The sequence below is a fragment of the Stieleria maiorica genome (genome assembly GCF_008035925.1).
Classification (GTDB): Bacteria; Planctomycetota; Planctomycetia; order Pirellulales; family Pirellulaceae; genus Stieleria; species Stieleria maiorica.
In genome coordinates this window covers 511,492-535,270 of the sequence record NZ_CP036264.1, presented here as the reverse complement: position 1 = coordinate 535,270, position 23,779 = coordinate 511,492, and the positions used below count along the sequence as shown (strand labels likewise).

The following is a 23,779-nucleotide window of genomic DNA, read 5'->3' as shown; positions in this document are numbered from 1 at the left end:
CAACCGGAGGTGGTGGAAATCGGTAGAGTCACGGGGGGATCTTCCAATCAGATTGCCGATGGATCAAAACAGATCGGCCAGGCGAACGGTCACGGTACAGGTGTCGCACAACGTGATCTGAAACGAGTCGACGACCGGCTCGGAGGTCCACTTGCCGTCTTCTCCACGTCGGTAGACCTGGACCGTCTTGTGCTCCGGGTCCAGGATCGCGTAAATCGCGACGCCTTGTTCGTCGTACAGATCGCGTTTGAAGGTGCGGTCACGCTCAGACGTCGATTCTGATAAGACCTCGGCGACAAATCCGGGAGTCGTTTCAATGTGCTTTTCGGGAACATCGCCACACAACACCACGACGTCCGGTCGGACCACGGTGTCGCGAGAAACGATCCAGTCGATTTCGCCCAGCACGACCGCATCACAATCCTGGGCCAGCAACTGCGTTCGGAGCTCTGCCGCGAGATTAAACAGCACCAGTTGATGAACTCCAAACGGGCTGGGGCTCATCGACACGGCGATCCCGTCCCAAAGCTCCCAGTCGCCTTCCCAGGTCGCGTAGTCATCAACGGTGTATCGCGGAATGTACTTTGGAACGACGGACATTGGATTGGTCAAAGTGGGCAGGCGTCGGGCGGATGCCATCGCAAGTATAACACGGGGCAACTTACCATGGCTCCCTTCTCCCCCGGCTTTGCGGGGGAGAAGGGCTTGGGATGAGGGGACCAGCGGCTGGACAAACGTGACTTCTGTCGACACCGTCAGCCTGGAACGCCACTTGATGCCGTTGCCCTCGCGGGTTCGACACCCGACTGGCACCATTAGTTTTGCAACGACAATTAAAATACGGCGGATCCCCCTTCTTTCCCCAAACCCGTCGACCGAGACCACTGATGCTTCGTTTGTTGATTCCACTTGCCGTTCTGCTCGGCGGACCATTTCTTTCAGCGGCCGCTGCAAAACAGCCCGACATCATCCTGGTCATGGCCGACGATGTCGGGATCGAGGGGCTGGGATGTTACGGCGGCGTGTCCTATCGCACTCCGAATCTGGACCAAATGGCGTCCGCCGGGGTTCGCTTCACACACGCCTACTCCCAACCGCTGTGCACCCCGACGCGGGTGGAGTTGATGACGGGCAAGGACAATCATCGCAACTGGACTTACTTCGGGATCCTGGATCCGCGTGAACGAACGTTCGGACATGCGATGACCGATGCCGGCTACGCGACCGCGATTTTCGGCAAGTGGCAACTGCAATCCTACGATCCGCCCGACCTGCCCGGTGCCGAGCAGCGACGCGGCAAAGGCATGCACCCCAAGGACGCGGGATTCGACCAGTACGCATTGTTTCACGCGTTGCACACCGAAGACAAAGGATCACGTTACGCCAATCCGACGATGTTAGAAGGCACACGAGGCAACGAAGGCACGCTCAAGAAGTACGACGGTCGATACGGCGAAGACGTTTGGGTGGAAAAGATCCTGGCATTCCTGGACCAGCAAACCGACAAACCACGGTTCGTCTATTACCCGATGGCGCTGCCGCACTGGCCGTTCGTGCCGACACCCAACTCCGCGGATTGGGATCCCGGCAAACCGCAGGAAGAACATCTGCGTTATGGGAGCGACATGATCGAGTACATGGACACGACGATGGGAAACCTATTGCGTGGCTTGCGCCAGCGGGATCTCGATCGCGAAACGATCGTCATCTTCTACAGCGACAACGGCACCCACTTGCAGGTGACGTCCAAGATGAGCGATGGCCGCTCGATCCCCGGCGGCAAAGCGATGCCCACCCAGACCGGCATCCATGTGCCGCTGATCGTGCATTGCCCCGGCCGCTACAAACCCGCCGTGGCCGATGGCATCGTCGAAGCCTCCGATTTTTATCCGACCCTGTTGGAACTGGCAGGAGCGGAAAAACAGAACGGAAAACATACCGACGGCACCAGCTTCGTGCCTCAACTGACCGGCCGGCCGACGCCACGACGCGAGGCCGCATTCTTTTGGTACGACCCGCGACCGGGCTGGGATAAAGAAAAATTCAACCGCCACGTTTTCGCACTCAACAAGACCCACAAGCTGTTCCGCGACGGTCGACTGTTTCGGATCGGGGAACTGCCACTGAAAGAAACGCTCGTGCAGCAAGACGACGAACACGACCGCTCGGCGCGAGCCGAATTGCAAGCCGTGATCGATCGAGCGATGGAGGGTGTCAGGGAGCCGCCGTTGGTCGACTCCCACGGTAATCCGCTGGAATTGTGAGCTTTGCCCGGTAGCGGCCCATCGGACGCAACTTCAATGGCGTGTCAGGGTTATCAAACAGGCTGAGTCTACAACGGCAAGCTGCTCCAATCCGTGCAAGAATCTCATGCCCCAGCATAAGTATGCTGCCGCGATCGGCTTCGCGCTCCTGCTCGCCTGTAACAACGCAGTCGCGCAAACCGAGGGTCCTCAACCATCCTCCCGCGACCAGGCTGCCGAAACCGACCCGCTGTCGGTCGTGGATTCGGTCGAAGCTGCCTTGCCGCTGTTAATGGACCACGCCAAAAGCGATGACCCTGAAATCGCGGCCTGGGCGATGGCGCAGATTCCTGCGTTGATCGAACAAGTCCGCAAACTGAAGCAGCAATCAGACCGAATTGCCGAACAGAGACGCCTGGGGATCGAAGGGCTGGACACCCAAATGGTGCAGTATGCGAAACGACTGATCGGCAGGTATGACCTTAATGGCGATCAGGAACTGTCGCCGGAGGAGTACGCGAAGCTGCTGCAATCCCCCGCCGAAGCCGACACCGACGAAAACGGGCGAGTCAGCTTGGGCGAATACGCCGCGTGGTTGCAATCCCGGCACCGACGCCGTCAATGAGGGCTCAGCCGAAGGAAAATCATTCCGCGATGGATGGTCGAATCACAGCAGCCATCGGGCGACGAAACTCAAGTGACATCAGCCGATTCGCGCAAGCGTTCGGGCCCCAGCAACCGTGAAGGCCCAGCGTCTATCGAGGCCCAGCGTCTATTGGAGACCCGTAGGCTGGCGCCAAACGGCTGATCCCAAAAGGGTTTAGCGAAATCGAAAACGCCAAAATCCTCCGAACCAAAACGCGAACGAATCGAACGATCCTGCGCAGCCTAGGCTCCGCCTCGCAGAACACGCGGTGTGTGTGGCGGGAGCCACACCTGCATTGCGTTCCCAGGCGGAGCCTTGGAACGAGGAAATACGGTCTGCCCTCGTCCGCATCCGCTGCCCCATTTTTTGACCACCCCATTTTTTGACCAGAATCTCCCCGCCTCTCGCCCTTCGCCTCCAAGTATTGCTAGCAATCCCATGAACCAAATGTTTCACGCATTTGTTCCGAGAGTCCGGAAAACTGGCTTGGTGGTTTTTTCGTCTTTTCGCTAAACTCGCAGGACCGCGCGGCCGACGGGCCTGATTTGTTTCACGAATCGGGCCCGAAAACGGGGCGAACACGTTGTTCGTTCTCGCCGCGATCACGGGATTGATGAGGGAGCATCAACGAAGACTACGAAAGTCTTTCGCTTCGTTCATCAGTGACGCGAGCACGCTCAAAGCGTAAACGGAGGGAACCGATGCCGGGCGAATCTTTTCGATTCATCCACGCGAGTGATTTTCATCTGGAAAGCCCACTCGGTGACTTGGATGAACTGCCTCCACCGCTGCGCGACCAAATGGCCACCGCGCCTCACGAAGCCGTCAAGGCGGTGTTCGAGGCTGCGCTGTCGAGCAACATCGACTTTGTCGTTCTCTCCGGCGACCTGCTGAACCCGCAGGCGGCCGGACCGTACGGAATGAACCTGCTGTTGGAGCAGTTTGAAAAACTCAGCGCCGCCGACACCCCGGTCTACTGGGCGGCGGGCAACGTCGATGATCCCCAGAAGTGGCCCGAGGCGGTCGTGATCCCGCCGAACGTGACCCTGTTTCCCAAGGATCGCGCGAGCGACATCAACATCAAACGCGGCGGCCGAACGATTTGCCGATTGATCGGACGCGGCAGCGATGGTCGATCTTCGCTGCACGTGCCGGGATACGAATGCGAGCCCGGCGACGAGTTTGCCATCGGCGTCGGCTATGGCGATGCGTCGCTGGAAATGCTGGACGAAGCACGCTTCGACTTTTGGTGCCTCGGTGGAAAGCACAATCGGCTGGAATTGGAATCCGACGGCGAGGTCGTGGGGCTTTACAGCGGTTCGCCTCAAGGCCGATCGTTAAACGAGCCGGGTTCGCACGGGTTCTCCGTCATCGACGTGGATGCCGAGCGGAATGTTCGGGTCAGCGAAATGCCGGTCGATCTATTCCGCTACTGCAACGTTCGGCTGCGTGCCGACGAAATCGCCGCGGTGGGCAGCATCGAGAACCTGCTCGGCGAACGGATCGTACGTCTGCAACACGAAGCCGGCGGCAGACACCTGATCATCGGCTGGGACATCACCGCCGACAGTGGCGAGTCGTTGATTGAGATCGGCGACGGTGAAGCGCTGTTGGAATGGGTCCGCCATGAATACGGCCACGGTGCTCCGGCCGCATGGTCGACTTCGCTACGGATTCGACCACCTCAAAAGTATCCCAAATCGTGGCACGAAGAAGACACGATCCTGGGCGACTATCTGCGAATCGCCGCCGAGCACCGCAAAGCGGACGGCAAATCGGACGGTGCGGCGGTCAATCTGCTGCCGATGACCGAGGAACATCCGGGACTGCCGGCCAGCACGACCACGTTGCTGGCCGAGATCCCGCAAACACGTCGAATCGAAACGTTGGACCAGGCGACACTGCTGGGTGTCGAACTGCTCCGTGGCGGCAAGCCAAACTGGGTGAACAAATCATGAAAGTCAAAGACCTGAACATCGATGGCTTCGGCGTCTGGACGGGGCTGAGCATCGATTCGCTGCCGGACGGCATGACGCTGTTCTACGGGCCCAACGAGGCCGGAAAGACGACGGTGATGCAATTCCTGCGCTCGATGCTGTACGGATTCACCGCCGAACGCCGCGAAAAATATTTGCCGCCGATCTACGGCGGAACACCGGGCGGGGCGGTTCGCGTGACCGGACCCGGCGGCGGCTATCAAATCCGCCGCCACGCCAAGATGACCGACGAAAGTGTGGTCGGCCAATTGGCGGTCACCGGCCAAGACGGATTGGCCCAAGGCCAACACCGGTTGAGCATGCTGCTCGGTCAGATCGACGAACCGATCTTTACCAACGTGTTCGCCATCGGCATGCGCGAGTTGCAGGAACTCAACACGCTCGATGACACCGCCGCGGCAGACGAACTGTACAAGCTGTCCAGCGGACTGGATCGCGTGTCGCTGGTCGATGTGATTCGCTCATTGCGAGACGGCCGCAAGTCCCTGATCGGACAATCCTCCAAGAACGCCAAAGCCGATGCGGACAAGCTGGAATCGTTGCTCCGACGGCGTGAAGACCTGCGCGATGAAGTCCAACGGCTGACCGGCCAGAGTCGTCGTTGGAGCGAATTGGCCAGTCTGCGCCAAACTCAGCAAAAGGAAATCAGTGACCTGCGCACCCGGATCACCGCCTGGGAACGCGAATCACGACACGTCGAAGCGGCGATCAGCGTCTTTGATCAGTGGACCGATCGGACCCGCATCGCCGGCGAGATCGCGGCGATCGAAGCCGAGACGCATCTGCCCGACGAGGCTCCCGGCCAACTGGTCCAGATCGAAGCGATGATTCAAGATCGTCGCACCAAGCTGGAAGAGGTCAAAACCAAGCGGCGGTCGCTGCGGGACAAGGCTGCCCAGCTGCCCGTCAGCGCCGGCATGCTGGACCTGCAAGGGCGAATCGAAGCGGCGACCGAACAGGCGACCTGGGTCGAATCGCTCGAGGAGCAGATCGAGAAGGTCGACACGCAGATCCTGAAAGCACGCAACCAACTGGTCGCCGACGCGGAAAAACTGGGGCTCAGCGATGAAGACCGCCAATCGATCATCAGCGGCGATTCGACGCAAATGCCCGACCTGTCGCGGCAAACCTTGTCGGCCCTCTCCGGTCCGGCCAAGCGAGTCAAAGAGCAACTGTTTCTATTGAAGCAGGCGCGCGGTGAAGGCGTCGAGCATAAGAAACGCATGGAGCACTTCGACGAAGAGCTCGGCGAGGTCTTGCAGCGCACGCGGGCGACGGACTTGCAACAAGCGATCCGTCAGGAAAACGAACACCTGGCTTCGCTCCGCCGCGCGATGCAGTTGGGCGAACACATCGAAAAACTGAAGCGGCATTACCGCTCGCTGGAAAACGAATCGGTCGATCTGTCCACCGCCGAAGTCCTGCCGATCGACAGCCTGTTGCTGATGGGGTTGCCGTTCGTCGTCGGCGGGGCGTGCTTGATCGTGGCGTTCTCCCACTTTTTGGGAATCACCTGGTTCTTGGCGGGCGAACCGACACCGACCGCCGGCATGGTCTGGATGCTGTTCGGATTGATGGCGATCACGCTGTATTTCTTCAGCAAACAGAACAATCATCGTTCGACGACCGTCGACCGCGAAGATTGCGACCGTCAAATCGACCTGCTGAGAAAACAGATTCGTGAGCTGGAAGCCGAAGAGGACGACGTCGAATCGGAGTTGCCCGGAAGCAGCCAGCCGATCGAATTTCGCGTCCGCCAGGCCGAACTGCTGCTGACCGATCTGGAGGCCAGCATGCCATCCTACCACGCCCACGCCGCGGCCAAACAGGCCTACGAGACGGCGCGCGCCAAAGCGGTCAAGGCCGCCGAAAACCTGAAAGCCGCCCGACGCCAGTGGTCGGCCACGCTGCGCAAACTCGGTCTCGCCGATTCGATGTCACCACGAAGCGTTCGCAAGCTGAGCGAAGGCTACGAAACGCTGCAAGGCAGTCTGCGACGTCTGGAAGAACTGCAGGCCGAAAAAGACCAACGCGAGCGCGAACGACAAGGCATCGCCAAACGGATCGAAGCACTGTACTCGGAATCGCTGCAGATCAGCGAAAAGGATCAACAGCAGGCCAGCAACGATGACCACTCCGACGACACCGCTCGGGAAGCGGCGGCGGAACCCGCACCCCGACGCGGCAGCCGGATCGGGCCGCTGGAGCAACTGAACCACCTGCAAGAAGAGATCCAGCGACAACGGCATTGGATCAAACGCCGTCGCGACCTCAAGGACCAGGACGCACAACTCAAACGCCAGCACGCGTCGCTCGCCCGTGCCATCGAACGCGGCGAACAACAACGTCGTGCGCTGTGGGCCAAGTGCGGCGTCGCCACCCCCGAGCAGTTCTATCAATTGGTCGACAGCAAAGCGAGTTTGGCGCAGCTGAAAGAGCAACATGCTGCGGTTGACAAACAGATCCGATCCATGATCGGCGGCAACCTGTCCTACGACGATGTCAGCCGCGAAATAAAGGACACGACACAAGCAGATCTGGAACGCAAATGGGAACTGCTCTCCTCACGCACGACCGAAACCCAACAACGCATCGCGACGTTGCAAACCCAGATCGGCGAATGCGTCGCCGACATGAAACACCTGGCCGACGACAATCGATTGATGGTTGCACAACTGGAACTCGGCTGCGTCAACCGAAAAATTCAATCGCTCGCACAGCGTTGGCAGACGTTGGCGACCGCCAGCTGTCTGGTCGAAGAGGTGTGCGGCAAGTTTGAACGCGAACGCCAACCGGAAACCCTGCGTGAAGCGTCTTCGTTCCTGGCCCAATTGACCGACGGAAAGTACACACGGATTTGGACCCCGCTGGGCACCAACCAGCTGAAAATCGATAGCGCCGACGGCAACCCTGTCCCCTTGGAAGTGCTCAGCCGCGGAACCCGCGAAGCCGTCTTCATCGCGCTGCGGTTGTCGTTGGCGGCGGCGTACGCGCGGCGTGGCGTCATGTTGCCGCTGATCCTGGACGACGTGCTGGTCAACTTCGACGGCGATCGCGCCTTGCACGCCGCCGAAACTCTGAAGACCTTCGCCGAACTCGGTCACCAGGTGATGATGTTCACCTGCCATGACCACATCGTCGACATCTTCCATTCGATCGACGTCGAAGTCCGACAGTTGCCGGCCCAAGGTACACCGGGACGGGCGACCATCCTGTTGCCCGAGGAAGAAGAGGACCAGTACGAAGTCGAGGAAGAGGAAGAATACGTCGACGAAGAATTGCTGGAGGAGGGCGAGGAAGAACTGGCCGAGGAGCCCGAAGCCGAACCGGTGGAAGCTCAATTGCCTGCCGAGCCTGAACCGAGTCCCGAGCCGGAGCCCGAACCCGTCCTCCCGCCGGAGCCTGAACCGGTCGCCGTGGAACCGCCCGCCCCCGAGCCCCCGCCGGCTCCCAAAGTCAAGCCGATCGAAAAACCGCGTCCGCCGGTCAAACGCAAGCCCAAACCCGTCGTGGTCCGCGACGACTTTGATGACGAAGCGGAATACGAGACCGACGAAGTGGACGAGGAACCGATCGCCGCCGCGTCGCCTTCGATCGGCTGGGCATGGTTCCAACGCGAACCGGCCGACGGAAAAATCAGCACCGAAGAGCGCGCGGCCGAAACGCTCCGAGCCGCCCACCGGGCGGTCAATCAAGAACTCTTCGAAAGCGAAGCGGCCCAGGAAGAGATCCCCGAGGAAGTTTGGAATCGCAACGACGCCTGGTGGGACGGCAGCCGCGTGACGACGTAAAAGTCCACCGCAGCTTCGTTCTCGATTGGCCTCGACAGTCGCCGTCCTCTCCGAGGTCGGCGTGGGGCAAAGCTTCGCTTTTTCACGCACGCCGAGTTCGGAGAACACGGCGACAGTTCGAACGCTGCGTCAACCCGAGGATTCAGCTGCGGTAGACGACTAGCGCAATGCTCCAATTCGATACTCGGGTTCACCTGTCTGCGGTGCCCCCTGCCCCGCGGCCGACGGTTTAAAACGGTCGATCGGGTTGTGACGATCTTGCGGGGGTCGCTTTCGGAAATCCTTGCCGGGATGTTGGTCGAGAACGTTTCCAGCGACGCCAGTTGCTGACGTAGGTTTCTCTAACCAGCGACATTCCCCGAGTGTTCTGCCGCAGCTTGGTTTCCGAGCAGTGGGCGAGGCGACGAATCCATTCGGATTGCGATCCTGCGAGGACTCCTCGCGTCGTCCACAACTGCTTACCCGATCGTCCCCGCTTGCCCTCCCGGTATTGATGCGCCCTCGTCGACGTGGATTGACGTTCTTCGAATTGACCGTGGTCATGATGATCATGGCGGTGCTGGCTGCCGTCGCAGTCTCCCACTTCGCCCGCTCGTTGCAGGCCCGAAACGCGCGTCACGCCGCGATCCAGCTGGCTGACTATGTGGACTACATTCGCAACACCGCGATCAACGAAGGCCGGTCGACCAGCCTTTCGATCGATCCGGCTGGCGACCGTTTCTGGAGCACCGATGTGGACTTCCCGGACCAAGTCGGTGTCCCGATCAGCGTCCTCGTCAAAGACCGGTTCGATGACCGTCTGGAAATCACCGCGTCCTTTGATTCCGCAACGACGTTGACGTTCAATCTGGAAGGAACGCCGACCGTTGGCGGAACACCACTCGTGAACGGAGTGATCTCGATCGACACCCGCGAGGTGGCATACGAGATTCGCATCGGTGCGGGGCCGGGCAGGGCCAGCATTGTCGAAGTCGAACCGGAGACACCGGCCGAAGCCAGCCAGACTCAAAGCAGCGGGTCGTAAGCAGTGCCTCCCCGACCAGCAACACAATACTCACGCGGCATCGCCAATCGCCGTTCAGACGTAGCGACCGTCGCCAGAAAATGGATCCCCGGTGTGACACACGCCCTGGCCAGCATCGCTAGATCAACACCGCGCTGCACGAAGAGACATTCCCGATGCGGATACACTCTGATCGAAATGATCGCAGCGATGACCGGGGCCACTCTGCTGATGGTCTCCCTGGCCTCGACGGTCATCATCTCGACATCGTTGGTCGAACCCACCGATGAAGACGGCCGGCGGACCCGCGACCGTGTGATTTCGGATCGAATCAACCATGACCTTCGCTATGCAACCCAGATCGACGCGACGGGCAGCTACAGCGTTTCCGTCGAGCGACCGGATCTTGGCAACCAGTCCCAAACGCTGGTCTACGAAGCCTACCTGAACGGATTGACGCGATCGGTCAGCGGTGGTGAGAGCACCCAGCTGGATCCTGCCGCCCCGAGCGTCAATCTTCACGTCGACGGATACACCGCGCCCACCGCCGGTTTGCAGACCATGCGGCCACGGATCCGCGCCGTCTCGACCGCTGTGACCGGCGGATGGTCATCGTCGTCGTTGACCATCGACCTGCCCGATGGGGCACGCCCCGGTGATCTCCTGCTGCTGGCCGTGGTCTCCCGAAATGCATTCTTCGTCAGTGCATCCCCGAGTGGATGGCAGGATTTGGACTATCGGTTCAACACCGGGATTTTGTTGGAGCTGTATGGACAATGGATGACAGCATCAACGCCGGGCACTTACACGCTGAACTACTTTTGGGGCGGCGACCTGGCGGTGGCGATGCTGGCCATCGAGCACGCCAACAGCTCCTGGCCGTTCGGATGGGCGGGGGCGAGTTCCGGCACGTCCGTTGCCGGAGTTGCATCGACCTACCCGCGCCCGCTGGAAAACACCGCAACGATCGGCGAGCGGACGCTCAATTTGCAATTCATCGCATCGACAAGGGCGCCGACGCCGCAAACGTCCCTGGGAATCGCCTCCTTCACCGATTGCGTCAACCGCGTCGGGTCTCCGGGAACCACCGGAGAGTGCTCGCTGGGGATCGCCTCTCGCACCGGGCCGATGCCGTCTCTGACGACCACGCCGCACGTGCTGCATCAACAGTCCGCCAGTTGGGTCACGATCGCTGTGGAGGTGGAGGGTGACGATGAATAGACGCCAAGGCCTGTCGATGCTGGAAGTCATCGTCTCGCTGACCCTGGTCACGACCATCCTGCTCGTTTCGCTCAACGCGTCGGCCACCATCATGCAACACCGGCTGGAAAACGGCGAAGCCGTCGAAAGCCAAATCCTGGCCGGCTATTTTCTCGATGAGATCTCAACCCTGGATTACCGCGAGACGAGCGATGAAGCCGTGTTCGGGCCCGAGACGGGGGAATCGGCGACGAATCGATCCACGTACGATGACGTCGACGATTTCGCCGGCTTTCAACAAGTCACGCCGACGTTTCGCGACGGTGAATCGATTCCGGGCTATCAGAACTGGATGGTCGATGTCAGCGTGACACCGCAAAGCGTTTTCGGCAGCGGTTTCCAAACCGTCGCCGATGCGAACTCGCACTTCCGAATGGTAGCCGTCACCGTGACCAGCCCCGAGGGTTCGTCCCAAACGTACCGAGTCGTGGTCTCCAACACACCTTCAGACCGCCCCGCCGACGCCTCTTTCGAAAGACTGCGCCGCGTCGAACTGCAGTTCTCCAGCGATCGGCAACTGAACGTCGTCGTTCCGCTCCGCAACACCCCCGAGCCGGTTTATTAGCGATGCGCGGCAAGAGAAAAAAGAACGTCGGCGTGTGGGGGTCGTCTCGATTTCATCGCCATGCATCTGCCACACGCTGGCGTCCACTTGTTCCACCATGGCTCCCTTCTCCCCCGGCTTTGCGGGGGAGAAGGGCTGGGGATGAGGGGGCCAACGACCTGACAGAAGCGCCAAAAGCGGCGAGGCTCTCTCCAACCTCACGTCGCCGCCCGCGGCGCGCCACACGTGGCGGCTACCTGTACGTCGCCGTCTTGTTCACCGCGTTGATCGTTGCCGGTGCGGTGGCGACCGCGATTTCGTTGGACACCGCCAGAATCAAGACGCTGGGCGCCGCGACCGACCGCCAATCCGCGATCCGTTTGGCCGAATCGGAACTGCATCGCGTCTCGGTCCAACTGGCTGAAGATCCAAACTGGCGTGACGATCTGACCAACGGGCAATCGTCGGCATGGATCGACTACGCCGCAATCGCCGGTACGGCCGATGCCGCCGCCCGGTATCGTGTCAGCGATGTCGACGGCGATTTGGCTGATGACCCCTTTGACGAAATCGAAGTCGTCGCACACGCGCGTTTCGGCTCCGCCCAAGCCGCCGTCTCGGTAACGCTGCAGACCGGGTTCGCTCCGCTGGACTGGTTGCGCTACGGCGTGACCACGTTCGACGACCTGCACTGCGATAGCGGGGCAACGCTTGTCAGTGAACGCCCCGTCCAAGTCTATGATGACTGCAAGACGGGCTCCAGCGGCGATCTGACCACGTCCACGTTGGAGTGTTCCGGAGCGATTCAGTTTCCCGTCCGCGGTGACATCAGTGGCGGGAACGTTCAGCGTCCAACCTTTGATGTGGTCGGACGCTACCAATTGGCGGGAACGGAAATCCCGCTGGAATCCCTTTCCTACTATGGCGGTCTTCGCGCTGTTCATGCGACAGTGCTTTCATCAAACACCAATCCCTACGGCCCGCTCGATCCAGAGGGCATCTACTGGATCGACGCCCAGGGGCAAAGTGTTCGGATCATCAACGCCCGGATCGTCGCCACGTTGGCGATCCGAAACGCCAGCCGCGTCTACCTAAACGGCGCTCTCTCATGGGAAGCCCCCGGCGAATCGGGAGCCATTCTGGTGACCGACGGAGAAATCGAATTTGATGTGATCGAATCGACGCTCGACGAAACCACGCAAGGGGTCAACTTCAATCCGCCGTCCACTCCGTATCGGGGCAGCGATTCAAACCTGGCCATCTCCGATCGATTCCCCACCGAATTTCGCGGCATCGTCTACACCAGCAACAATCTGCTCGTCCGCCCCACGGTCAGCGGAGAACCGCTGGCGATCACCGGGCTGGTGATGTGCCGTGACCTAAGGCTTTATCACAGCGTGTTCGTAAGTTCGTACGACGAAGTGCTGACCGACGTGCCACTGGGGTTCACCGATCCGCGACCGCTGCGATTCAAATCCGGGACGTTCCGCCGCGTCGATACGCTGTGATGCGGTTCGATAGGCGACCGCGATGGTCGGATTTGATCCAACGGCGGTGTGTGCATCTAGGCTTTTCGAGATTGGCATACTGATTGCGTGAGGGCTGTGTGACACGCGTGCATTGACAACCTTTCAACCGTCGAAGGCATCAAAATGAGCTTGGTCGAGGATTTCAAGAAGTTTGCCCTCCGCGGCAACATGATCGATTTGGCGATCGGCTTTACGGTCGGTGCCGCGTTTACGACCGTCGTGAAGTCGATGGTCAGCGATATCATCATGCCACCGATCGGATTGCTGACCGGCAACGCAGATTTTTCAGATCTGTTTCTTGTCCTGGACGTTCCGGAGGGAGTCTCGGAGCCCGAGAACGGATTTCAAACACTGCAGGCCGCCCAGGAGGCCGGCGCCGTCACGATCAACTACGGCCAGTTCTTCAACAACTGCCTTTCGCTACTGATCGTGGCCATCGCAATGTTCATCATCATCCGCGTGGTCAATCGCATGGACGAAAAGCTCGATGAAGCATTCGGCGACAAACCGCCCGAAGACGAACCGAAAGAAAAGAAGTGTGATTTTTGCCGAACGACGATCGCCTATCGAGCAAGCCGCTGCCCGAACTGCACCTCCGAACTGCCGGCCCTGCCGCCGGTGCAACAAGACGGCAGTTTGGCTGGATCGCATTAGTGCTGCGTTCACGGCTCACATTGATCAATTCGATATTCCGAATCGGAGCCGACCATGCCAGCCCGACGCGTCAGCGAGGGGCGCCGCCTGGCCCCTCGCTGACGCGTCGGGCTGGGATCCTTCGCGCGAACTCTTGTCGCACTGATTCTTGTCGCACTGATCGACCCCACAAGCCGTCCGCTACCGTCACGACCGGGGCCTTAACGCACCGGGTCCAATCCCAGCGCTCGGCGAATCAAACCGATCTGCCCGGCGTGAATGTGCTCGTGCAGCGGGCAAAACAGAATCGCGCCTAACTTGACCGGGTAAGCCGCATAGGGCATGTCGATCGGTTCGAGTAGCACGTCCGGCGAAACCGATTCGAGTACCTTCAGCCCCGACTCATAGACCCGGCCGAGACGCTCCAGCAGTTCGTCCGCACTCGGTTGCCCATCGGCAGTCGACTTGGGCGTCGACCCGCGACCGTACGCCTTGCGAAACCGACCCGGGATCAACTCCAAGTCTTCGCTTTGCCGCCCGCGAATTCGGAACATCAGCAATCCGTACTGGCTGACTGTCAGATGCCCCACCTGCCAGGCGATGTTGGTCGGCAAGCCATCGGGGATCGTCCACCAATGCTCTTTCGGCGTGGCGTCGAGTAATTCAAGCGTGTAATTGCGGGCGAATCGGATCTGTCCGATCGCGGCGGTCAGCATTTCTGCGGCCGACTGCGGCGATGGCAAGGTTTCGATTGACGCCGACGCGGATTGGTCTTCGGTTTGGCTCATGCCGCGATGATAACACATCAATACAGATGCTTCGTCCATCCTCGAATCACGGGTAGACGACTAGCCGGCCTTCTTCTCGCCCCGCGGTTTGCGCGCCGGTTTGGCAACCAACCGGATCTCCGGCATTTGGATCCTCCCCCCGTGGAACGTGCGACGACCGTCGATCGTGTGGTCGAACACAAACACCCCCGCAGCGGCCCCCGAACGCGGCGAGACCCGCAAAATCGCCGGGTTCCCGCAATGCGTGCAACGCACCCGTAACCCGTGGGCGTCGAGCATTTCTTGGATCGACCGGGCCAATTCGCGGTTCGCCTCGATGCTCCCCAGCGATTGCCCGGCCATCCGGCCCAACTGGGCCTGGATCGCCAGCCGGATTTCGCGCTGCAACCGGTTCATCTCCCGCTTCAGCTCGGCCAGCAAGGCCGCCGCATGCTGGGGGGCAACCGCAGAAACCCCCTCCAGGGCAGCACCACCACCCTCCGAAGAACTGTTTTTCGTCGACGATTCATCCGCGACAGGATCGCCGTCCGGCTGGTCTGGCGGGGGATTGAGCAATGGATCGGAGCTGGGGCGTCGTTGAGGTGCATTCATATCGGTAGACAATCATATACAAACTGTATATGATGTCGAGCCGAATCGCCAAAACCGGTACATGACGCCCCCCGCGGCGGCCATTCATGTCGCATCGTTCAGGTCAACATGGAAACGGCTCCTAAGATTTACTACTGTCGCCTGACTCCATCCCCTTTGTCCTTTTTCATTGCAGGGCTCTCCTGATCCATGTCGGTTAACCAGCAAACCGTTGAAGAAACCAAGGCGCAGATCCGCGGCTTGGTGAACGAGATTGCGGCGCTCGCCAAAAGCGGCGCGACCGCGGAGGAGTTCTATCCGGAGCTTCTCAGCCGGATCATCACCGCGCTGGCCGCGGCCGGCGGTGCAATTTGGTTGCTCGACGACGACAAGCATCTCAAGCTGCAGTACCAGATCAACGCCGAGCCGTCCGTCTTGGCGTCCGATACCGACGACGCCGTGCGTCACTCGCGGCTGATCAGTCGGGCGGCCAATGCAGGCCAGTCGGTGCTGGTCCCGCCGTACAGCGGCACGACCGACGGCGACGCCGAGGGCAACCCGACACGTTATCTATTGGTGCTCGGGGCGCTCGCCCACGACGGTCACAAGGACGGTTTGATCGAAGTGTTCCAGCGGCCCGACACGGCCCCGGAAACGCAGCGTGGTTACTTGCGGTTTCTCGAACAGATGTGTTCGCTGGCTGCGGAGTGGTTGCGTAGCCAAAAGCTGCAAACGCTCGGCGACCGTCAAACGCTGTGGCAGCAAGCCGATGCGTTCGCGCGTGCGGCGCACGAATCATTGGACTTGAAAGAAACCGCCTATGTCGTCGCCAATGAAGGCCGCCGGCTGATCGGTTGCGACCGCGTCAGCATCGCGATCAAGAAGGGCGGCAAGTGCAAAGTCGAGGCGATCAGCGGGCAGGACACGATCGAAAACCGTTCGAACATCGTCGCAGCACTCAATAAGCTGGCGACCCGCGTTTGTGCGGCCGGCGAGCCGTTGTACCACGACGGGGCGACCGAAGATTTGCCGCCGCAAATCGAAGAAGCCTTGGAAGATTACGTCGATCAGTCGTACGGCCGAAACATCGCCGTGCTGCCGTTGCGTGAGCCGCAACGCAAGCTCGGTGCAGAGGAAGACACCGGTGCGGCCGGCGAGATCGACCGCGACGACGCGCACCGCGGCGAAGTCATCGGCGCGTTGATCGTCGAACAAATCGAAACCGACATCCCCGAACAGATCTTCCGGCAACGCTGTGACCTGGTCTACGAACACGGGACGCGGGCGATCGCCAATTCACAATCGCACAGCAACCTGTTCCTGATGCCGATCTGGCGAGCACTCGGACGGGCGACCTGGATCCTGCGGGCCCGAACGCTGCCCAAAACGATCGGCATCGCCGCATTGGTTTTGGCGGTGATCCTCGGCCTGACCTTCATCAAGAAAGACTTCAACCTGTCCGCCGAAGGCAACTTGGAACCGACCGTCCGCCGACAGGTGTTCGCGGCGATCGATGGTGAAGTCATCGATGTCTTGGTGCAACGAAACAGTGTCGTCACCAAGGGCCAAGAACTGGTCCGGCTGCGCAACCCCGAAATCGCGATCCAGTTGGAAGAACTGGAAGGCCAACTGCGCAGCACGCTGGCCGAACTGCGGAAGGTCAAAGCACAACAATTCGGCCAACTGGAACCTGCCGATCGAACCGCGTTGCAAGGGCAGGAGTTCGAACTGGAAACCAAGCTCGCGTCGCTACAGCAAAAGCTCAAACTGCAACGCGAGCGGGAAGCCCAGTTGATCATCCGCGCCCCGATCGACGGTGTCGTGACGACCTGGGATGTCGAAGAAACGCTACGCAGCCGCCCGATCATGACCGGGCAGGTGTTGCTGGAGGTTGCGGATCTGACGCAGCCCTACTCGCTGAAGTTGGAATTGCCCGAAAAACGCGAAGGCCACTTGGATTTGTATGTCAAAGAAACCCAAGAATCCGAGTCGCTGAAAGTGACCTACATTTTGGCGACCGATCCGACGATGGATCCGCTGGACGCCACGTTGCCGATGGGCAACATCTCGCCGCGTGCCGAAGCGCACGAGGAACACGGCGCGGTCATCCCGATGGAGGCGTTGCCGGATCAACAACCGTTGCGTGAGCTGAAACCCAGCCCGGGTGCATCGGTGATCGCCAAGGTTCACTGTGGGCGGGCCTCCAGCGGCTTCGTCTTTTTCCACGAGATCTGGGAATGGCTTTGCAAGTTCTTCTTCTGATCCGCTCCCGCCAATCATCTGCTCGGCTACTCAACCACAGACCACCGACATCCATGTTTAAACGAAACGCATTCTTTTTCGGCACGTTGCTCGGCAGCGTGATGGCCATCGCCGTTCACGTCGCACCGGCAGGTGCCCAATCCGCCGGCCAACCCTCCATCGACAGCGATGCGGGCATCTTGGTGGAAAACTGCATGGTGCGGTTCATCAACAAGACCAAGGTGCCCTCGGAGTCGCAGGGCAAGCTGACACAGTTGTCCGTCGAAGAAGGCATGTCGATCAAGAAAGGGGATGTCATCGCGATCGTCGATGACCAACAAGCACGATTGGCATTGGAATTGAAAGAGGCTGAGGAACTGGTCGCCAAACTGAACGCGCAAAACGACGTCAACAAACGCGATGCGGTGCAAAGCGAAGTGATCGCCCGCCAAGAAGCGGCCGCCTATCGCGACCTGTATGCCAAAGGCGCCGCACCGCAATTTGAAATGCTCAAGAAGCAGGCCGAAGCCGATCGTGCGATTCTGCGTATCGAACTGGCCGACCTGAACGAAAACACCGCGATGGCCGAGTATGTCGCCAAGAAGGTTGGCACGAAGCTTGCCCAATCCGACATCGAGATGCGAACCATCCGCGCCGAATTCGACGCGTATGTCGAAAACCGCTTCGCCCAACTCGGTGAATGGGTCCAACCGGGCAGCCCGATCGTCGAACTGGTGCAAATGGATTTCGTTCGCGTCGAAGGGTTCATCGACGCATTTCGCTACGCCGGTCAAATCCAAAAAGGCGCTGACGTGAAAGTCGAAATCACTGTCGGTGGCACAAGCACCAATCCGGTCATCCAGACCTTCGTCGGAAAAATCGACTACGTCAGCATGGAACTTGACCTCAACAAGCGGCATCGTATTTGGGTCAAAGTCCCCAATCAACGCGACGGTGACGATTGGTTGATCAAGCCCGGGATGCGGGCGACGATGCAAATCATGCCGCCGGCGGCCGGCGGGTTGTTTTAGGGGACAGGTCTCAGGTCTCAGGTCTCAAGTTCCAGGCTTGAGATTCGCGTTCGTTCTTTTGGGTGTATTGTCGAAATAGATGGCCACACTTGCCGAATCACTCGTCAGCAGTTCGTCGCGCCCGCTCACGGTGCGCAAACGTCCTGATTTGACGGCCAGTCGACATCGCTACCAAGGGACCGGCTACTGGGTGCTGAAAGAACCCGTCGGGCTGCAGTACTTCCGTTTCCATGACGAGGAGTACTTCATCCTGAACATGCTCGATGGGCACGTCAGTTTGCAGCAGATCAAGGACGGATTCGAACAGCGATTCGCTCCCCAAAAGATCACCTTCGGCGACCTGCAACAATTCATCGGCATGCTGCACCGCAGCGGGTTGGTGATCAGCAATTCGCCCGGCCAGGGAAAGGCACTGCGTCATCGCGGGCGAAAGAAAAAGAACAAAGAAATGATGGGCAAGATGGCCAACGTCTTCGCCCTGCGGTTTCGCGGCTTCGACCCCGAACGCATCTTGAACGCGATCCTGCCGTGGTTCGGCTGGATGTTCACCGTCCCGGCACTGCTGTTTTTCATCGGGCTGTTTCTGACCGCGTCGCTGATGTTGGCGACACAATATGAAACGGTCTATTCGCGGCTGCCGACGTTCCAACAGTTCTTTGCCGCCGACCGTTGGCTGATCCTGGCCGCGACGATGGCGATCGTCAAAGTGTTGCACGAATTCGGGCACGGGCTGAGCTGTAAAAAGTTCGGCGGCGAGTGTCACGAGATCGGTTTCATGCTGTTGGTCTTCACACCCTGCCTGTATTGCAACGTCTCCGATTCATGGATGCTGCCGAACAAATGGAAGCGGGTCTGGATCGGTGCCGGCGGGATTTACGTCGAAATGATCCTGGCCTCGATCGCCGCCTTCGTGTGGTTTTTGACCGAATCGGGAACGACGATCAACGACCTGTGTCTGAACATGATGTTCTTGAACGTCGTCAGCACCGTGTTGGTCAACGGGAACCCGCTGCTGCGGTTCGACGGTTATTACATTTTGATGGACATGTTGGAGATCCCCAACCTTCGTCAAAAGAGCACCGAGGTCCTGAAACGCTGGTTCCAGAAAACGTGTTTGGGGTTGGAACTGCAAGACGATCCGTTTTTGCCGACGCGGGGGCGCGTCTATTTTGCACTCTTCACCATCGCCAGCGTGATCTATCGTTGGGTCGTCGTGTTCTCCATCTGTTGGTTCGTCATCAAAGTGCTCGAACCCTATGGCTTGGAAGTGATCGGCCGGATGGTCGCGGTGATCGGTTTTTCGGGACTGGTCGCTCAGCCCGTGATTCAAACATGGAAGTTCTGTCGAACTCCTGGGAGACTTTCGAAAGTGAAACGTTTTAATGTGATGGTCACCCTGTCGGTCGTCTCATTGATCATTGCCGCGGTGTGCTTCATCAAGCTTCCGCACCATATCGACTGTGCCTTCGAAATTCGACCGACCGAAGCAGGCCGCGTCTACGCGGGCAGTGTCGGCCAAATCGTCGAAACGGTCTCACCGGGCCAAGTCGTCCAGGTCGGCGACACGATCGCGGTGCTGAAGAATCCGGACCTTGAGATGCGGATGAAGGATCTGGAGATCGAGGAGGCCGTCGCCAGGGTTCAACTGGAGAAACTGGGCGACCGGGTTTTCTCGGATCGATCGCTTGCCGCTCAGCTCGAGACACAGCAAGAAATCCTGGACTCGATCACCGAACTGAAGAAAAAAACACAAGTCGAGATCGACCGTCTGACGATCACGGCGCCGATTTCCGGCTACGTCATTCCGCCGCCGCGGCGTCCCGAGCGCGAAGGTGACGACGGCCAATTGCCCTCCTGGTCCGGGTCTCCGTTGGAACTGTGCAACCGAGGCGCGATGCTGACCTCCGACGACTTGCTATGCGAAATCGGCAACGCCGACGACTTCGAAGCGATTTTGGCGATCGATCAAGGCGACGTCCAACTGGTTCGCGAGGGACAAGCGGTCGACATGAAGCTCGACTCGCGACGACTGGAAACGTTTTCCGGAACAATCAGCGAAAAGTCTCGCGAACCGCTGCGGATGACGTCGACGTCTATGTCCAGCCAGACCGGCAGCGATCTGCAGACCGAAATCGATCCCGCCACCGGCCAGGTCAAACCGCGCAGCGTCACCTACCAGGCCCGCGTTCCCTTGGAAACCGATGCCACGGACCTGCCGCTCCGCCCCGGCTATCGCGGCAGTGCCAAGGTCCACGTCGACAAGAAATCGCTTGGGCAACGGCTCTGGCGCGTGATCGCAAAGACCTTCAATTTTGAGTTTTGAATCGGTGATGCAATCTGTTTTGCCCGCTTGCTCCCTTTTCCCTATTTAAACCTCCGTTTTTCCTAGTCCACGTACTTTGCCTCTACTTAACTCATTGCAACAAGCGTGAATTGAATTTCCCTTGCGGGTCGGTTTCCGTAGCCAATCGTGATCGTTAGGATGAAACCTCGCGGTGTCGCGATCGGTGATAGCCGACCCCAGAATCGACCTTTCCCCTTTTTCAGCGATCTGCCTCCAATCGTCGGATCACGATCGCGACCCTAACCCCGAGTGGAGAATTTTCATCGATGGCTGATGAAACCAAAAAACCTGAAGCAGCAGCACCGCCCGCCGAACAAGCGCAGACGCAACAGCCCGTGCAAGTTCAGGTCAACGACAACAACACGATGGCGACGTACGCCAACTTCTGCCGCGTGACCGGATCACCGGAAGAGTTGATCGTCGACTTCGGTCTGAACCCGCAGCCGATCGGTGTTCCGAAGGAGCCGATCGAAGTCAAGCAACGCATCATCGTCAACTTCTACACGGCCAAGCGTCTGCTGGCTGCCTTGCAGATGTCGATCGCTCGTCACGAAGCCGTCTTCGGCGTTCTGGAAACCGACATCAACAAGCGTGTCCGTCCCGGATTGGCGCAACAGCAACAGTCGGCGCCCCAGCAGCAATCTGCACCGGCTCCCGCAGCCGAGTAGTCGCGTCGTCGGCGACTCATTCGCCGTGGCCCAGAAATTTTGTAAACCGCGTGCCGTCAGATTCCGGCACGCGGTTTTTTTGCGTCCCATCGGTTACAACAAGTAGCCCACCGCGGCTTCGTTTTCGATTGGGCTGGACAGTCGCCGTCCTCTCCGAGGTCGGCGCGGGCAATGCTTCGCATTCGCGTGTGCGCCGAGTTCGGAGAACACGGCGACAGTCGGAACGCCTTGGCAAATTCGCAGATTGAGTTGCGGTAGACTACGATTCCGTTGCTGACGCCTCGCGCCACTCCTCATGACGTTCCCCCGTTCTTCTCGTTTGAGCCCGATCCCATGCAGTACCCTCTTCAGCTCAGCTTCAAACTCCTGACGTTCGGCCAGCGGATCGTTGCCACCGACGCCGGCGGCAACGTGTTGATGTTCATCAAACAAAAGATGTTCAAGCTGAAAGAGAAGGTCGAGATCTACAACGATGAGAAACAATCGCAACTGATCTTTCGAATCGAAGCCGACAAGGTGTTGGATTTCTCGGCCAACTACAGCTTCACCGACGCGGCCGGCAATCCCTGGGGATCGGTCCGCCGCAAGGGGATGCGATCGTTGTGGGCGGCGCACTATCAGGTGATGCAAGACGGCGAAATCGACATGGAGATCCACGAAGAGAGCCCGATGAAAAAGGTCCTCGAGAGTATCCTCGGCGAGATCCCGATCCTGGGCCTGCTCGCCGTCTACTTGCTCAACCCCACCTACATCGTCTCCCGCCCCGACGGGACGCCGCTGCTGAAATTGATCAAAAAACCGGCGGTGTTCGAAGGCAAGTACGTCATCGAAAAGATCAACGACATGCCCGAAGACGACGAGCTGCGCTCGCTGATGGCACTGCTGATGCTGGTGCTGTTGGAACGGCGTCGGGGATAAGGGACCGTAGCGGAAGCCGGCTAGGCTTTCGGCGATCCGCCAAGCGCAATGGTGCCAGCCCGACGCGTGAGCGAGGGACGCCCAGTGGACCCTCGCTCGCGGGCCCCTCGCTCACGCGTCGGGCTGGCATGGGGGCTTGAGGTCGAATCGATCAACGACCCGTTTGCGAATTCCGATACCTAATGCAACCGCACGAAAAAACCCCGCGAGCATGACACTCACGGGGTCTCTGGGTCGGTTGTTGCGATTCTGGCCTGCTGACAGGCCCGCGACGTGCGATTCTACTCGCGGGGGCGGATGGCGCCGGTCAGGCCGCTGTAATCGACGCGGTCGGTGTTGTGCCACAACGGCTGGCCACGCTCCACTCGGCTTCGCAGTACTTCAATCTTCTCCGGGCTTCCCGCCGGCGCGTCGGTCGGCGAGAATCGATCGTCTTCATGGGGCACGAAATCTTCATCGTGACCGTAACGAAGGATGGCTTCGAAAACGTTCTTACAACGCGTCATGTCTTTCATAGGGTTCCGCTCAAAAATGTTAGTAAGGGTTCGGCCGTCAGGCCTGAACATTTGTCGCGCGTCGGACCTTTCCGACCCACATGTATGGTGAATGTTCGCTCGCTGCCCTCGCGCGTTTTTCCGCGCAAGTCGGGCTGGGACGAGGGGATTATTAACGTTGGTAGACGGGAGTCAAGAAAATTGTCGGGTGGTTCCGAACCTCCGGGGTGTACCCGATAGAGGCCGTCCGCAACGATTTTCGGGTTCCCACAGACGACGATCCCCGCCGGCTGATCGGCCATCAAGCGGGACCCGAATCCGGGTTCATCGTCCCTTTGCGATCCAAGGGGGCGGATCTTAACATAGTCCGCACGCCGCGGTGAAACAGTTCACCTGCAAGCCGTCAATGGGGGCGCGACAACAAAAGTGCATCCGCGGGTGGTGTCACCTTGCCGCCCCCGAGAAAACGGGGCACAATCGCTAGGTTTCAGATCCGATCGCGGTCGAAAAAAAATCCGTTTTTTTCTTTGTCGCACTTTTTTCGGTTCGACTATTTCGCAACGGTGAGGCAAGGCATGTGGGTTCAGCGAACTTTGACACTTTCGGCGCGGCCCCGCGGATTCCATTTGGTGACCGACGAAGTCGTGGACTGTGTGCCCGAGATCGCCACCGTGCAGACCGGCATGCTGCATGTCTTTATCCAACACACCAGCGCTTCGTTGACCATCAATGAAAACGCGGACCCGGATGTTCGGACCGACTTCGAAACGGCGATGAACCATGCGGTCCCGGAAACCTTGCCCTACGTTCACACCCTGGAGGGCCGCGACGACATGCCGGCCCACGTCAAAGCCAGCATGATGGGGGCCAGCGTCCAGATCCCGATCGGCGGCGGCCGGTTGCTGTTGGGATCCTGGCAGGGCATCTACCTGTGCGAACACCGCAACCACGGCGGCTCCCGCCGACTCGTGCTGACCCTGACCGGGCTGTAGCTGGACAGCGCCACGTTGACGTAGCTACGCTCGCCAGAGCGTGGTATTCGCTGGGGATCCACCTTCTGGCGAAGGTAGCTACGTTCG

Annotated in this window: 19 protein-coding genes; 15 read left to right on the top strand and 4 right to left on the bottom strand. The window is 59.6% G+C overall.

All coding sequences use genetic code 11. The features are described 5' to 3' along the window. Nucleotides 1-63: 63 nt before the first annotated feature. The gene (locus Mal15_RS33870) at nt 64-600 is read right to left on the bottom strand and encodes a Uma2 family endonuclease (protein ID WP_167546577.1); all 537 of its coding nucleotides are present in this window, start codon (nt 598-600) and stop codon (nt 64-66) included. Between the two features lie 287 nt (nt 601-887). Between Mal15_RS33870 and Mal15_RS01665 the strand changes: the two genes are divergently transcribed. The 9 genes from Mal15_RS01665 (at nt 888) to mscL (ending at nt 13,667) form a co-directional block, all read left to right on the top strand. Beyond that, a complete protein-coding gene (locus Mal15_RS01665; protein WP_147866154.1) occupies nt 888-2,264 on the top strand; it encodes a sulfatase-like hydrolase/transferase in 1,377 nt (458 codons plus the stop codon). A gap of 106 nt (nt 2,265-2,370) precedes the next feature. Further along, nucleotides 2,371-2,868 (top strand): EF-hand domain-containing protein, encoded by a 498-nt coding sequence (locus Mal15_RS01660; protein ID WP_147866153.1) that lies wholly within the window; start codon nt 2,371-2,373, stop codon nt 2,866-2,868. A 722-nt stretch (nt 2,869-3,590) separates the two neighbouring features. Further along, the gene (locus Mal15_RS01655; protein WP_147866152.1) at nt 3,591-4,847 is read left to right on the top strand and encodes a metallophosphoesterase family protein; all 1,257 of its coding nucleotides are present in this window, start codon (nt 3,591-3,593) and stop codon (nt 4,845-4,847) included. Continuing rightward, nucleotides 4,844-8,677 (top strand): AAA family ATPase, encoded by a 3,834-nt coding sequence (locus tag Mal15_RS01650; protein ID WP_147866151.1) that lies wholly within the window; start codon nt 4,844-4,846, stop codon nt 8,675-8,677. Before Mal15_RS01655 ends, Mal15_RS01650 begins: the two co-directional genes overlap by 4 nt. Before the next feature lie 493 nt (nt 8,678-9,170). Next, nucleotides 9,171-9,701 carry a prepilin-type N-terminal cleavage/methylation domain-containing protein gene (locus tag Mal15_RS01645; RefSeq protein ID WP_147866150.1) on the top strand — a complete coding sequence of 177 codons (531 nt, stop codon included), beginning with the start codon at nt 9,171-9,173 and terminating at the stop codon, nt 9,699-9,701. Between the two features lie 189 nt (nt 9,702-9,890). Continuing rightward, on the top strand, nt 9,891-10,901 hold the full coding sequence (locus tag Mal15_RS01640) for a hypothetical protein (RefSeq protein ID WP_147866149.1): 1,011 nt from the start codon (nt 9,891-9,893) through the stop codon (nt 10,899-10,901). Continuing rightward, nucleotides 10,894-11,505 (top strand): hypothetical protein, encoded by a 612-nt coding sequence (locus Mal15_RS01635; RefSeq protein ID WP_147866148.1) that lies wholly within the window; start codon nt 10,894-10,896, stop codon nt 11,503-11,505. Before Mal15_RS01640 ends, Mal15_RS01635 begins: the two co-directional genes overlap by 8 nt. Before the next feature lie 251 nt (nt 11,506-11,756). After that, on the top strand, nt 11,757-12,992 hold the full coding sequence (locus Mal15_RS01630; protein WP_147866147.1) for a hypothetical protein: 1,236 nt from the start codon (nt 11,757-11,759) through the stop codon (nt 12,990-12,992). Between the two features lie 144 nt (nt 12,993-13,136). Continuing rightward, nucleotides 13,137-13,667, top strand: coding sequence for a large conductance mechanosensitive channel protein MscL (gene mscL / locus Mal15_RS01625; protein ID WP_147866146.1), 531 nt, complete (start codon nt 13,137-13,139; stop codon nt 13,665-13,667). 200 nt (nt 13,668-13,867) lie between these two features. Here mscL and Mal15_RS01620 read toward each other — a convergent pair whose 3' ends face one another. After that, nucleotides 13,868-14,473 carry a DinB family protein gene (locus tag Mal15_RS01620; RefSeq protein ID WP_233903228.1) on the bottom strand — a complete coding sequence of 202 codons (606 nt, stop codon included), beginning with the start codon at nt 14,471-14,473 and terminating at the stop codon, nt 13,868-13,870. Nucleotides 14,474-14,494: 21 nt separating this feature from the next. After that, nucleotides 14,495-15,025 carry a hypothetical protein gene (locus tag Mal15_RS34480; protein WP_233903227.1) on the bottom strand — a complete coding sequence of 177 codons (531 nt, stop codon included), beginning with the start codon at nt 15,023-15,025 and terminating at the stop codon, nt 14,495-14,497. A 189-nt stretch (nt 15,026-15,214) separates the two neighbouring features. Between Mal15_RS34480 and Mal15_RS01610 the strand changes: the two genes are divergently transcribed. The 5 genes from Mal15_RS01610 to Mal15_RS01590 all read left to right on the top strand — a co-directional run bounded on the left by Mal15_RS01610 (nt 15,215) and on the right by Mal15_RS01590 (nt 22,206). After that, complete coding sequence (locus Mal15_RS01610) at nt 15,215-17,266, top strand: efflux RND transporter periplasmic adaptor subunit (RefSeq protein WP_147866145.1); 2,052 nt, start codon at nt 15,215-15,217, stop codon at nt 17,264-17,266. A gap of 53 nt (nt 17,267-17,319) precedes the next feature. Continuing rightward, nucleotides 17,320-18,276: an efflux RND transporter periplasmic adaptor subunit gene (locus Mal15_RS01605; protein ID WP_167546576.1), complete on the top strand. Its 957-nt coding sequence runs from the start codon at nt 17,320-17,322 to the stop codon at nt 18,274-18,276. A gap of 79 nt (nt 18,277-18,355) precedes the next feature. Continuing rightward, nucleotides 18,356-20,599, top strand: a complete 2,244-nt coding sequence (locus Mal15_RS01600) for an HlyD family efflux transporter periplasmic adaptor subunit (protein ID WP_233903226.1) — start codon at nt 18,356-18,358, stop codon at nt 20,597-20,599. Between the two features lie 287 nt (nt 20,600-20,886). Continuing rightward, nucleotides 20,887-21,288, top strand: coding sequence for a DUF3467 domain-containing protein (locus tag Mal15_RS01595; protein WP_147866143.1), 402 nt, complete (start codon nt 20,887-20,889; stop codon nt 21,286-21,288). Nucleotides 21,289-21,621: 333 nt separating this feature from the next. Next, nucleotides 21,622-22,206: an LURP-one-related/scramblase family protein gene (locus Mal15_RS01590; protein WP_147866142.1), complete on the top strand. Its 585-nt coding sequence runs from the start codon at nt 21,622-21,624 to the stop codon at nt 22,204-22,206. A 281-nt stretch (nt 22,207-22,487) separates the two neighbouring features. Here Mal15_RS01590 and Mal15_RS01585 read toward each other — a convergent pair whose 3' ends face one another. Next, complete coding sequence (locus Mal15_RS01585; protein WP_147866141.1) at nt 22,488-22,712, bottom strand: hypothetical protein; 225 nt, start codon at nt 22,710-22,712, stop codon at nt 22,488-22,490. A gap of 563 nt (nt 22,713-23,275) precedes the next feature. Here Mal15_RS01585 and Mal15_RS01580 point away from each other — a divergent pair. Next, a complete protein-coding gene (locus Mal15_RS01580; RefSeq protein ID WP_147866140.1) occupies nt 23,276-23,692 on the top strand; it encodes a secondary thiamine-phosphate synthase enzyme YjbQ in 417 nt (138 codons plus the stop codon). The last annotated feature ends 87 nt before the right edge of the window (nt 23,693-23,779 follow it).